Origin of the sequence: Yoonia sp., assembly GCF_046292185.1 — a bacterium.
GTDB lineage: Bacteria > Pseudomonadota > Alphaproteobacteria > Rhodobacterales > Rhodobacteraceae > Yoonia.
In genome coordinates this window covers 1-12370 of sequence record NZ_JBKBQY010000027.1, presented here as the reverse complement: position 1 = coordinate 12370, position 12370 = coordinate 1, and the positions used below count along the sequence as shown (strand labels likewise).

Annotated in this window: 11 protein-coding genes, 1 other RNA gene and 1 pseudogene; 9 read left to right on the top strand and 4 right to left on the bottom strand. The window is 58.5% G+C overall.

The annotated features are described in order from the left end of the window. Nucleotides 1-58 precede the first annotated feature (58 nt). Both ACK4TM_RS07045 and ACK4TM_RS07040 read left to right on the top strand, forming a co-directional pair. Nucleotides 59-1237: an MFS transporter gene (locus ACK4TM_RS07045; protein ID WP_409698828.1), complete on the top strand. Its 1179-nt coding sequence runs from the start codon at nucleotides 59-61 to the stop codon at nucleotides 1235-1237. Nucleotides 1238-1757: 520 nt separating this feature from the next. Then, nucleotides 1758-2236, top strand: a pseudogene (locus ACK4TM_RS07040) (bifunctional transcriptional activator/DNA repair enzyme AdaA); the annotation flags it as partial. Here the strand turns inward: ACK4TM_RS07040 and ACK4TM_RS07035 are convergent. From ACK4TM_RS07035 to ACK4TM_RS07025, 3 genes are all read right to left on the bottom strand, one after another. Next, entirely contained in the window at nucleotides 2231-2620 is a 390-nt protein-coding gene (locus tag ACK4TM_RS07035) for a hypothetical protein (RefSeq protein ID WP_409698911.1), read from the bottom strand. The pseudogene ACK4TM_RS07040 and the gene ACK4TM_RS07035 sit on opposite strands and share 6 nt — an antisense overlap. Before the next feature lie 105 nt (nucleotides 2621-2725). Continuing rightward, nucleotides 2726-2824: signal recognition particle sRNA small type (gene ffs, locus ACK4TM_RS07030), an RNA gene on the bottom strand. A 38-nt stretch (nucleotides 2825-2862) separates the two neighbouring features. After that, on the bottom strand, nucleotides 2863-4683 hold the full coding sequence (locus tag ACK4TM_RS07025; protein WP_409698825.1) for a 5'-nucleotidase C-terminal domain-containing protein: 1821 nt from the start codon (nucleotides 4681-4683) through the stop codon (nucleotides 2863-2865). A 126-nt stretch (nucleotides 4684-4809) separates the two neighbouring features. Here ACK4TM_RS07025 and nudC point away from each other — a divergent pair, with 126 nt between their 5' ends. Together nudC and ACK4TM_RS07015 are read left to right on the top strand one after the other, a co-directional pair. Beyond that, nucleotides 4810-5781 (top strand): NAD(+) diphosphatase, encoded by a 972-nt coding sequence (gene nudC / locus ACK4TM_RS07020; RefSeq protein ID WP_409698822.1) that lies wholly within the window; start codon nucleotides 4810-4812, stop codon nucleotides 5779-5781. Beyond that, nucleotides 5771-6235: an SRPBCC family protein gene (locus ACK4TM_RS07015; RefSeq protein WP_409698819.1), complete on the top strand. Its 465-nt coding sequence runs from the start codon at nucleotides 5771-5773 to the stop codon at nucleotides 6233-6235. Before nudC ends, ACK4TM_RS07015 begins: the two co-directional genes overlap by 11 nt. 2 nt (nucleotides 6236-6237) lie before the next feature. Here the strand turns inward: ACK4TM_RS07015 and ACK4TM_RS07010 are convergent, their stop codons facing one another. Further along, nucleotides 6238-7080: a prephenate dehydratase gene (locus tag ACK4TM_RS07010; protein ID WP_409698816.1), complete on the bottom strand. Its 843-nt coding sequence runs from the start codon at nucleotides 7078-7080 to the stop codon at nucleotides 6238-6240. A 119-nt stretch (nucleotides 7081-7199) separates the two neighbouring features. Between ACK4TM_RS07010 and ACK4TM_RS07005 the strand changes: the two genes are divergently transcribed. From ACK4TM_RS07005 to ACK4TM_RS06985, 5 genes are all read left to right on the top strand, one after another. Next, nucleotides 7200-7718: a c-type cytochrome gene (locus tag ACK4TM_RS07005; protein WP_409698813.1), complete on the top strand. Its 519-nt coding sequence runs from the start codon at nucleotides 7200-7202 to the stop codon at nucleotides 7716-7718. Nucleotides 7719-7871: 153 nt separating this feature from the next. Further along, nucleotides 7872-9782 (top strand): extracellular solute-binding protein, encoded by a 1911-nt coding sequence (locus ACK4TM_RS07000; RefSeq protein ID WP_409698810.1) that lies wholly within the window; start codon nucleotides 7872-7874, stop codon nucleotides 9780-9782. 2 nt (nucleotides 9783-9784) lie between these two features. Beyond that, on the top strand, nucleotides 9785-10864 hold the full coding sequence (locus tag ACK4TM_RS06995) for a microcin C ABC transporter permease YejB (RefSeq protein WP_409698807.1): 1080 nt from the start codon (nucleotides 9785-9787) through the stop codon (nucleotides 10862-10864). Then, on the top strand, nucleotides 10864-12036 hold the full coding sequence (locus ACK4TM_RS06990; RefSeq protein WP_409698804.1) for an ABC transporter permease: 1173 nt from the start codon (nucleotides 10864-10866) through the stop codon (nucleotides 12034-12036). Before ACK4TM_RS06995 ends, ACK4TM_RS06990 begins: the two co-directional genes overlap by 1 nt. After that, nucleotides 12033-12370 (top strand): ATP-binding cassette domain-containing protein (locus ACK4TM_RS06985; RefSeq protein ID WP_409698801.1); only part of this gene is annotated, 338 nt, incomplete at its 3' end. The genes ACK4TM_RS06990 and ACK4TM_RS06985, both read left to right, overlap by 4 nt.

Below are 12370 nucleotides of genomic sequence, written 5' to 3'. Positions count from 1 at the left end.
AAAGGCTAGAGCCTGCCATCTGTCTGGTCGAGTGAAATCGACAACCAAGGATATTTCCATGCCCCTCGCCCTTTGGGCGCTGATGATCAGCGCATTTGCCGTCGGCACGACCGAGTTCGTGATCGTCGGTCTGCTTCCCACCATCGCAACCAGCCTTGGCGTGTCTCTGCCGTCAGCTGGGCTGCTGGTCAGCCTCTATGCCCTTGGCGTCACCATCGGCGCGCCGGTGCTGACCGCACTGACGGCACGTCTGCCGCGCAAGTCACTGCTGCTGGCGCTGCTCGCGCTGTTCATCGCGGGCAACGCCTTTGCCGCCGTCGCACCCGGATACAACAGCCTGCTCGCGGCCCGCTTCATTACCGGGCTGGCGCACGGGGTGTTCTTCGCCATCGCCTCGACCATCGCTACAAACCTGGTAGCGCGGGAGAAGGAAAGCTCAGCCATCGCGATGGTCTTCATGGGGCTGACCGTGGCGCTGGTCACCGGCGTGCCGCTCGGTACTTGGATTGGGCAGGTCTTCGGCTGGCAATCGACCTTCCTCGGGGTCGTGGTCCTCGGTGTGATCGGGTTGGTCGCCAGTGCGGCGCTTGTGCCCGCGAATATGCCACAATCGACGCCCCCAAGCCTGAGGGCACAGTTTCAGGTGCTGACCTCGCCGCGACTGTTGCTGGTCTATCTGATCACTGCAATTGGCTATGGTGGCAACTTCGTGGCCTTCACCTATCTGGCACCGATGCTGACCGAAGTGACGGGCATGACCGCCGGTTCGGTCAGTCTGATAATCCTGCTCTATGGTGCCTCGGTTGCAGCAGGCAACATCTTGGGCGGCAAAATGGCCGACCGCATGGGGCCGGTGCCTGCGCTGACGCTGATCTTTGCCGGCTTGGCGCTAATACTGGCCGCCCTCGGCGCGGTGCTGACACACCCGATTCTGGCGATAGCGGTGGTCGGACTTTGGGGCGGCTTTGCCTTCGCCAATGTGCCACCGCTGCAATCCTACGTCGTGCAGATTGCCCGCGAGGTCAGCCCGGATGCAGTAGACGTTGCCTCTGGCATGAACATCGGCGCCTTCAATATGGGGATCGCCCTTGGTGCTTGGTTCGGCGGGATCGTGGTGCAGAGCGCGGGCTTGGCCTCAGCCCCATTGGTCGGTGCCTTCATAGTAGTCGTTGCCATCGTGCTAACCCGTTTATCGGGCCAGCTCGACAGAAGGGCACTGGCCGTCGCGGCCGAGTAATCTGAACTCGGATTGCAGGAGCAAAGCTGTCTCGCAAATGCGAATGGCTGGTTCGGTGAAACTGTAAAGCAGCATGCTGCAAAGAGCGAAGGTCTGGTAAGGGCCGTCAGTGATGGCCCGCAATGTTCATTGAAGGCAGGGATGGCTCGAACTCGCTGGAAATATGCCTCGCGAGGACGGGAAGCACGCTTACCGCACCCCAACCGGTGATCTGAGTCTACGTGAGGATGAACAAAACAAAAAGACGGTGCCGCATTGCCAAAACTTATTCAGCTCGAATGACATCGCTGTGACAGAACCGAACGACCGCAATGTCCGCACTACGCACAGCGACCAGCCTGCCGGTGAGGGTCTGCTGTCAGGCGTTCGCCGGACAAAACTCAACCGTTTTTGTCACATGCGGAAACTACCGTTTGTGTTCCGCACATTATGCCAGGCGTTTTTGTCCATTCCGACAGGAAAATGAATAGACGCCTGAAAACCGGCGACGCAGCACTTCGTGCAGTGGTAGACGTGGCAAATGTTATTTGATCTCCCTGACCACCAGACACTCTATGCTGCTTGCCCGCGATAACCGTTTCGATGGGCAAGCCTTTGTGTGCGTCTCGTCCACCGGCGTATTCTGTCGGCTGACTTGCCCCGCCCGCAAACCGAAGAAGGAAAACTGCACTTTCTTCGCCACGATTGGCGAGTGTATCGAGGCGGGGTTTCGTCCCTGCAAGCGGTGTCATCCGCTACAGGCGGCTGCCTTGGCTGATCCGACCATCGCAGCGCTTCTTCATGCGCTGGATGAACGCCCTGACCTGCGCTGGACGGAGGGGCATATCGAACAGCTGGGCTATGAACTTTCTACTGTGCGACGCTCGTTCAAGCGGCAGTTCGGCATGACCTTTCTGGAAATGGCACGCCAGCGTCGTCTTCGCGAAAGGGTTCGAGACGCTGGCCACAGGGGGCAAGATCATCACCGCCCAGCATGAAGCGAGCTTTGAATCGTCAAGTGATCGCTTCAATAGGCCGATCGTTGGAGATCTTGCCAGTGTCAATCAGCAGTTTGATCCGCTCCTGTTCAGATTTGATCGCTGACGCATCAGGCATAGCCACGCGCTTGGCGTCGTCCACCGACAAAGCCTTGGCATAGTGTTGTTTGGCGAGCATCGACGTGCTTGGAGCGACCGCTGAGTTCGCTGCAACAAGGGCATCACGTGCGTCGTCAAGCTGCGTTAGGAAACGTTCGATGATTGGCGCAGCGACGCGTTTTCTTGAGCGCATGTCTTGTGGTAGGTTTCGCGCAACCAGTTCTCGACAACCGACGATCGCACGAAGTTCCGAGGGCACCGTGATTCTGAGCCGCCATTCCTTGCGAACATGTTGAACGTATTTCATGCGGTCTCGTCACCCCTGTTTGTAGCAGGCTTTGTAGCAGATTTTGTGCCAACACCTCATGGAAATTTGGTGTTTCCTGCATTTTCAAAGCACTCGACTGGGGTAATGTGAGAGGTTGGACAACGACCCAAGTGGGGCTCGTTATGGCTGCTTCCTTCCGGACCTGACCAGGTTGGCGAGGCACTCGCCCGCGCCAACCTCTCGATTTCCATATAGGGCCGCTGAACTTTGAGCGCAACCCGTTACAGGACCAGTTCGTATTCGTGAAAGCCTGCTTCGCCGGGGCCGAGGTGCCGGATCGGGTGCTGTGCGTGATGCCTGCCCTCCGGGGCAGAGCTAAACACAGCCCGCGCTTCCGCCACGGGGGCAAAGCGCCAGACGGTGCGCGGCACCACGTCGAGGGGCGGCTGACGGCGCAAATGGTCGGCAAGAATATCCTGCGTTGGCTGCCGGGATCGGTGCAGAATGTCGGCTTCCGGGATGGGCAGGTACCCGCCGCCACCGAATACGCGGTAGCTGTTGACCGTGACCGCGAACAGATCATCCGGCTGGACCTGGCGACCAAGATAGCGCAGGTCGACGATCCGGTTGGTCTGTGGCACGATGAGGCTGCCCGCGGCATCATGCCGCGCGGGACGGCTCAGATCGACAGTATAAGTCAGGCCGAAAAGCGCATCGAACGTATAGGCGGGAAAAAGCGGGTTCAGCAGGGGCTGTCCAGCGCTGCCAGGGGCGATCCGGCAATAGCCGGAAACCGCTCGTTCTAGCCAGTCACGTAAGGCCTGCCCGGTCTGCCGAACGACCACGGGCGTGTCAGCATATGGATAAAATGCGCAGATATCTCTTTGGCTGATCTGGCCGGGCGGAACATCGATATAATGTCCGGCACCTGCCCGCCCGCCGACATGAAATGGCGACACAGCCGCAATCAGTGGCAATTTCAGTCCGGGCAGGCAGGATGCCGCATCCGCAAGAAGCGCCTCGGCAAGGATATGACGTGGCAAATCCGCAGCAACTGTAGCAAAAAAGTTATGAATCCTGCCTGTCGTATGCGCAACCGGCTGGGAGATCCGCGCGAGCGTCGCCGCGTGATGGGGCTGAAGCGTATCGACAATCTGATGACTGACCTTGGATTGCGCCGGGGCAGTGGAGGCCGGGATCATTTTGCTTTCATGCCTGCTTATGCGCCAGCCTGATGGATCATCATATTCAAGGTCGAGCGTGATGACGCCCAGCATATTGCCGCAGAATCCCGCGCTGACGGCCGGTTTGCCATGCAATTGCCCAGCGACCGGATCTATGTGGGGGGTCGGTTTGCGTCCGGGATCGGGAAAGATTTCGTGTTTGTGGCCAGTCAGTATGACATCAATGCCGGGCACCGCCGCCAGCGGTACGGCGGCATTGTCCATGCCCGGCACATATTCTGCCGCGCCGATCCCGGTGTGACACAGCGCGATGATTACATCTGCGCCCGCAGCCTTGATCTTCGGCACCAACCGTCTTGCTGTGGCTACCATGTCGCTTGTGCCTATTGTGCCTCGCAGCGCTGCGCGGTCCCAATCCGTTATCTGCGGCGGCACAAGCCCGAGAACGCCTATACTGATTGGACGCAAACGCCCGTCTGTGCATCGCGCCACTCGGTTCAGTAGCGCATAGGGCTGTGCACAGGCGATTTCTGCGCGCCAGTTGATATTCGCGCAAAGGACTGGAAATGCCGCGTTTTTGACGGCAGCACGTAGAAAAGGAAGCCCATAATTGAATTCATGATTACCCAAGGCCACCGCATCATAGTGCAGCGCGCCAAATGCGGCGATCATCGGATGGGTGCCGTCGTCGGTGCCAGCCTGTGCGATGGTATCGGCCAGTGGATTCCCTTGCAAAAAATCCCCATTGTCAAACAGCAGTGTCAGCACTTCCGGATCTGATTTCAGTGCCATAATCTGGTCGGCAAGCTGAACCAATCCCCTTGTCGTGTCCGGCCGTCCTGTAAAATAATCGAAAGGCAGGATTTGCATATGCAGATCAGTCGTTACCAGTACTCGTAAAGTCGCGGCGCAAGTCACCTGTTTGTCCTATTCACAACCATGTCATATTTACCCTTTTTCAACCATAGGATGAAAATCCAGCAATGCTACCGTAAGCTGACGGAAAAGTTTGAACTTGTTGGTGCAGCGTGGCATTCGAGGCGTATGATATTGAGTGAAAAGGTGACTTTCGGGGGTTCTGGTCTGGACCGGGCAGCGGATTTGCGCGCTGACTCGGCTGCGGTTGACGCAATTCCCGGTGCGCGCGCGATCCTTTTGTGGCGTGGCAAACCGATGATAATGGATGATGCGCTGGTGCAGGTCGCGCTGGATCATCCGATCATGGCCGATACTTTGGCTGACCTGATCCTGCTGGGGCGTGATGAAACCGGGCCGGTTCTTGCCGCCGATCTATCGGGCTGGTCCCCGCCGGACCTGGATATCACACACTTGGACACGTTTCTGGACCCGTCCGAGCAAAAACACCCGGCCATGCCCGCCGGCGCCGGTTTCGCAGAGCTTCGCGCGATCATGACGCGGTTGACCCCGCGCGATGCAGAACTGGCCGCGACGGCAAAGGCCATTATCGGCTGGCATCAGTCGCATGGGTACTGCGCCAGATGCGGTGCGCAGAGCGTGATCAGTATGGCTGGTTGGCAGCGCGATTGCCCGTCCTGCGGTACCCATCATTTCCCGCGCACCGACCCGGTCGTGATCATGTTGATCACCCATGGCAACAACGTGCTTCTGGGCCGGTCCCCGGGGTGGCCAGAGGGGATGTACTCGCTGCTCGCAGGTTTTGTCGAACCTGGCGAAACAATTGAGGCTGCCGTGCGACGCGAAGTGCTGGAAGAGGCGGGCATCAGCGTGGGTACCGTGCGCTATCTGGCCAGCCAGCCTTGGGCATTTCCTGCGTCCTTGATGTTTGGCTGTGCGGGCGAGGCGCTGGGCACTGAACTGACGATTGACCGTACCGAGATCGAGGATGCGATCTGGGTCAGCCGCGAGGATATGGCATCGGCCTTTGCCGGTTTGCACCCGACCATCCGTCCGGCGCGAAAAGGGGCGATCGCGCATTTTCTCATCGACAATTGGTTGGCCGACCGCAGTTATACGGATGCGCCGCATGAAGCTTAGCAACCGCGAAGATATCGAAGCGCCGCTTGACCACGTGTTTTCGCGTGTTAGCGATTTCGGGGCATTTGAGCGGCGTGCGATGCGCGAAGGTGCAAAGATCAACCGGCACTCCGGTGCGCCTGTCGCGGTGGGGGCAGTCTGGCATATCCGTATACCTGTGCGTGGGCGCGAACGGGAATTTGTCAGCACCCTGACCGCGCTGGACGGACCCGACTCTTATCTGGTCACCACGCGGATCGATGGCTTGGACTTCACCACGCAGGTGGTTCTTGTTTCGTTATCGCCGCGACGCACGCGCGTCGCGGTCGGCATCGAGATCAGGGCGCGCACGCTGGCGGCACGGCTTTTGCTGCAATCGTTGAAGCTGGCAAAATCACGGCTTAACGAACGGCTCAAGGCACGTATGGGTGACTACGCCCAAGGGATCGAGGACGATTACCGCAAGAATGCCTAGGGCTAGCCCTGTTCGTGTCGACGGGCAGCGGCAGGGAACACGCCCATGATATGCAGAAGGTCGGTGAAATAACCCAATTCTTCCAGCGCGAGCTGGACGTTGCGGTCTTCGGGGTGGCCTTCGATCTCGGCATAAAACTGTGTGGCGGTAAAGGCCCCGCCGACCATGTAACTTTCGAGTTTGGTCATGTTTACGCCATTGGTCGCGAAACCTCCCATCGCCTTGTACAGCGCGGCAGGAATGTTCCGGACCCGGAAGACGAAGGACGTGACCATGCCATGATCGCCACGCCGCGTGTGATCTGCATCGCGCGCCATGATCAGAAACCGGGTGGTGTTGCGGTCGTGATCTTCGATGTGGCGGGCAAGCACTTGCAACCCATAGATTTCGGCGGCCAGTTCCGATGCCAGCGCCGCAGCATGCAAATCCGCGCCTTCCGCGACTTCACGTGCCGCACGCGCGTTGTCGGAACTTGTCCGACCTGTGATGCCATGCGCCCGCAAAAAGCCCGCGCATTGCGGCAGGATCACCGGATGGCCAAACGCGACGGTGATATCCGGCAGACGCGCCGCAGGTTTGGCCAGCAGGTTGATATGCACCCGCACGAATGTTTCGTCTACAATATGAAGCCCGCTTTCGGGTAGCAGCGAATGCACATCTGCGACCCTGCCATAGGTGGAGTTTTCCACCGCGATCATCCCCAGATCTGCGTCACCGACACGCACGGCTTCTATCGCGGCCTCGAAGGTCGGGCAGGGCAGCGGTGCGTAATCGGGGCGGGCTGTGGCGCAGGCTTCGTGGCCATAGGCGCCCAATTCCCCCTGAAAGGCGATTTTTCGTGACAAGTTCGTGTTCTCCGGGCGGCAACTGCAAAAAATGGGCACTTGGTCGCGCCAGTATACCTTGCAAGGTCGGGGGGGAACCAGATAGATAACCCCAAAACTTGAACTGGATGGACCGCGACATGTTCGACACAATGACCGTTACAAAAGCCGTTGGTGCGCTTTGCGCGACTTTGCTTGTTTACCTTTTGGGAGCATGGCTGGCATCGTCGATCTATTTCGGCACCGGTCATGGCCATAGCGAACAAGCCTATGCAATCGAGGTGCAGGGCGCAGATGACGCCGAAGGCGGCGAAGAAGCCGAGGCGGTCGATTTTGCCGAAATCATGGCATCGGCGAGCGCTGCGGATGGCGAAACCTTATGGCGCAATTGCCGCGCCTGTCACGCGCTGGAATCGGGCGCGCATGGCACCGGTCCTGCGCTTTATGATGTCGTGGGCCGGCCCGTTGAATTCTACGACGATTTCAACTACTCCGGCGCTCTGAGCGCGGTGGTCGATGTCTGGGACCATGACAGCCTCAACGGGTTTTTGGAAAACCCCCGCGGTTATGCCCCCGGGACGTCCATGGGATATAACGGTATGCGTTCGGTTCAGGACCGCGCCAACCTGATTGCCTATCTCGAAACTATCGGAGGTTGAGCAGACCGGACATCTGGCAGCGGCCGCCCCCTTGGGGCGGCCTTTTTTATGGATTTTGGTGTGCAACTACCCTCTCATCACGCATTCGCAACTTGAATGTTTGCCTTTGAGCGAATTAGCTTCAGTTTACATTTCAGCTACGTGGAGATTGCCATGCCTCGTCCCCCCAAGGTCCACGCCAAAGCCCAGACGCAAGACCGCGCCGCGTATCGGCTGACGTGTTGGGTCATGGGGTCGCTGGTCAGTGTCGCCGTTGTCTTTGCTGCCAGTGAGATCCACGCGCAGGACGACATCACCGTTTCCCACGGGTTTAACGAATATGGCGATCTGAAATATAGCGCCGATTTCGCCCATCTGGAATATGTGAACCCCGACGCGCCCAAAGGAGGCGAGATCAGCGTTTCCGCAGACGGGTCATTCGACAGCATGAACCCTTTTGCCACCCTCTCTGGGACGCCGGGCGCACTGTCGTCGATCATGTATGAACGGATGATGGACACTACCGACGATGAGGTGGGCGCCTATTATTGCCTGCTTTGCACCACGCTGGAATATCCCGCCGATCAAGCATGGGTGATCTTCAACTTGCGCGATGACGTGACCTTTTCTGACGGCACGCCGATGACCGCCGCCGATGTGATCTTTACGCATGAGGCCTTCCGCGAACAAGGCACACCGTCCTTCCGCGCGGGCATCACCCAGCTTGTCACCGGCTGGGAAGCGGTGGATGATTATACCGTCAAATTCACCTTCAACCCGGACTCGCCCCGCCGGGGCCGGGTCAGCCAGATGGCGAATGCCATCGTGATGTCCAAAGCATGGTTCGACGAAACTGGCGCGCGACTGGATGAAAGCCGCCTGCAGACAGCGCCGGGCACTGGACCTTATATGTTGGGCAATGTTGATCCGGGCCGCCAAATTATCTACCAGCGCAACCCCGATTACTGGGGGCAGGACCTGCCGCTGATGCGCGGAAGAGCCAATTTCGATACGATCCGGGTGGAATATTTCGCCGATAGCTCTGCCGCGTTCGAGGCGTTCAAAGCCGGTGAATTCACCTTCCGCAGGGAAAGTTCCTCGATCAACTGGGCGACATCTTATGATTTCCCTGCGATCCGCAACGGCTGGGTCGTGCAGGATACATTGGAAGACGGCACGCCGCCTGCCGCCTCCGGGTTCGTGTTCAACACGCGGCGCGAAAAGTTTCAGGACCGCAACGTTCGGCTGGCCTTGGGGCTGATGTTCAACTTCGAATGGACCAATGAAAACCTGCAATACGGCCTGTTCCGCCAGCGCACCAGTTTCTGGGAAACAGATCGCCTGCGTGCCACCGGTCTGCCCGAAGGCCGTGAACTGGAAATGCTTGAGACCGTCCGCGATCAGCTACCGGAAGACATTTTCACGCAAGACGCCTTGCTCCCCCATACCAGCGGCGACCGCCCGCTCGACCGGGCGAATCTGCGTCGCGCGCTGGATCTGATGGCGCAGGCAGGTTACACTCCCGACGCCGATGGTAGGTTGCGCGACGAAAATGGCCGCACGTTGGATATCGAATTTCTTGAAACGCGGCAGGCCTTTGATCGGGTCATCACGCCCTATATCGAGAACCTGCAACGTCTGGGGGTGAACGTCACCTATACCCGCGTAGACCCGTCACAATATCAGGCCCGTACCCAATCCAATGATTTTGACATGCTGTTTGGCGCATATAGTGCCGGCTTGCAGGAAGGGACCGGGCTGAACCAAAGATACGGCTGCGAAGACCGTGATGACGTATTCAACCCTGCTGGATTTTGCTCCGCTGCCGTGGACGCTCTGGCCGAATTCGTGACCAACGCCAGCGACTATGATGAAATGGCAGCTGCCGTGCAGGCCATTGACCGTGTAATGCGCTATGAATACTTCATGGTCCCGACATGGTATCTCGGCCAGAACTGGGTCGCCTATTTCGACATGTTCGAATATCCTGAAAACCTGCCCGAATTCGGCTTGGGCCATCTGGATTACTGGTGGTTCAATCAAGATAAATACGATGCCCTGATCGCCGCTGGCGCGTTGCGGTAAATATGGGCGCTTATATCTTCCGACGGCTGTTGCTGGTCATTCCGACCCTGATCGGGATCATGATCATCAATTTTGCACTGGTGCAATTCGTGCCGGGCGGTCCGATCGAGCAAATTCTTGCGAACCTCGAAGGGCGCGGCGATGTTTTCCAAAGCTTCGCGGGGGGCGGTGGCGATGCCGACTTCGGCGGACAGAGCAGCAGTGATTACGTGGGCGCGCGCGGCCTGCCGCCGGAATTCATTGCGCAGCTGGAACGCGAATTCGGCTTTGATAAGCCTCCGGTTGAGCGGTTCTTCAACATGATGTGGAACTACATGCGGTTCGATTTCGGCAACAGCTATTTCCGGTCGATCAGCGTGTTCGATCTGGTGCTGGAGAAGATGCCGGTCTCGATCACGCTGGGTCTGTGGTCCACACTGATCGCCTATCTGATCTCGATCCCGCTGGGTATCAAAAAGGCCGTCCGGGATGGAACACCCTTTGATACATGGACCAGCGGAGCGATCATCATCGGCTATGCGATCCCCGGGTTTTTGTTCGCGATCCTGCTGATTGTGCTGTTTGCAGGCGGGTCCTATTTCCGCATTTTCCCCTTGCGTGGGCTCACGTCATCGAATTTTGCAGACCTGACGCTGATCGGGAAAATCCTAGATTATCTCTGGCACATTACACTGCCTGTGCTGGCGTCGACGATCTCGGCTTTTGCCACGCTGACACTGCTGACCAAGAACAGCTTTCTGGACGAGATCAAGAAGCAGTACGTCATCACTGCCAAGGCCAAGGGGCTGTCTGAGTCGCGCGTGCTTTACGGTCACGTTTTCCGCAATGCGATGCTGATCGTGATCTCGGGCTTTCCGGCATTGTTCATCGGTGTGTTCTTCGGCGGGTCGCTGATCATCGAAACGCTTTTCTCGCTCGACGGTCTGGGGCGCTTGGGGTTCGAGGCGGCGGTGGCCCGTGATTATCCCGTCGTCTTCGGCACGCTGTTCGCGTTTTCCCTGATCGGGCTCGTCGTCGGTATCCTGACCGACATCACCTATGTCTTCATCGATCCGCGTATTGATTTCGAGGCACGCAACTGATGCGCCTGTCCCCCCTGAACCAACGCCGCTGGCGCAATTTCAAACGCAACCGGCGGGCTGTCTGGTCGCTGATCATTTTTGGCGTGCTGTTTGGCCTGTCGCTGATGGCCGAAGTGATCGCCAACGACAAACCGATCCTTGTCAGCTATCAGGGCGAATTGCGCATGCCGATTGTGCAATTTTATTCTGAACGCGATTTTGGTGGCGATTTCCCGACCCAGGCCCGCTATCAGGATGTCGAGGTGCAATGCCTCATTCGCACCGGCGGGATGGAGGATTGTTTCGACGACCCCGAAGGCATGATCGCCGCCGTTCAAGCGGGCGGGGAACTGGGCGAAGGTTTCCAGCGCGGCTGGATGATCTGGCCGCCTATTCCTTATTCCTACAATACCATCGTTGATGTTCCGGGCGTGGCCCCCGCAGCGCCCTCGGCGAATAATTGGCTGGGTACCGACGACACCAAACGCGATGTGACTGCGCGGGTGATCTATGGCTTTCGCCTGTCGATTGTCTTTGCCTTGCTGGTCACGGTATCCGCCTCGCTGATCGGGATTACGGCAGGCGCGGTGCAAGGCTATTTCGGCGGCTGGACCGACCTGACATTCCAGCGGTTTATCGAGATCTGGACCGGCACCCCGTCACTTTACGTGATCATCATCGTCTTCGCGATATTGGGACGAAGTTTCTGGTTGCTCGTGTTCCTTACCGTTCTGTTCGGCTGGCCGGCGTTGGTAGGCGTCGTGCGGGCAGAGTTTCTGCGTGCGCGCAATCTGGAATATGTCCGGGCGGCCAAGGCATTGGGCGTGCCCGACCGGACCATCATGTTCCGCCACATGCTGCCAAATGCGATGGTGGCGACAGTGACGATGCTCCCCTTCCTCGTCACGGGTGCTATCGGCACGCTCGCGTCGCTTGATTTCCTTGGCTTCGGCCTGCCATCATCGGCGCCATCGCTGGGTGAATTGACCCTGCAGGCCAAACAGAACCTGCAAGCGCCATGGCTGGGCTTCACCGCCTTCTTTACCTTCGCGATCATGCTGTCACTTTTGGTGTTTATCTTTGAAGGGATCCGCGACGCCTTTGACCCGCGCAAGACCTTTGTCGCGGACGGGTCCGTGCCGGTCGTGACATCAGAGGACGTGATCACAGCCCAAAAGGCCACGCAGCAATGACCCAGCCGATCCTTGATGTGCGCGACCTGCGGGTCGCCTTCCGACAGGATGGGGCCATCACCCATGCGGTGCGCGGCGTATCGTTTCATGTCGGGCGCGGCGAAACCGTCGCGATTGTCGGCGAAAGCGGGTCTGGCAAATCGGTCACCGCCCTGTCCACTGTCCAGTTATTGGGTGACAGCGCGGTGATGTCGGGGTCGATCACCTATAACGGCGTTGAAATGGTCGGCGCGAATGAAGCCGCCCTGCGCAAAGTCCGTGGCAACGATATCAGTTTCATCTTTCAGGAACCGATGACGTCGCTGAATCCGCTGCACACGCTGGAAAAGCAATT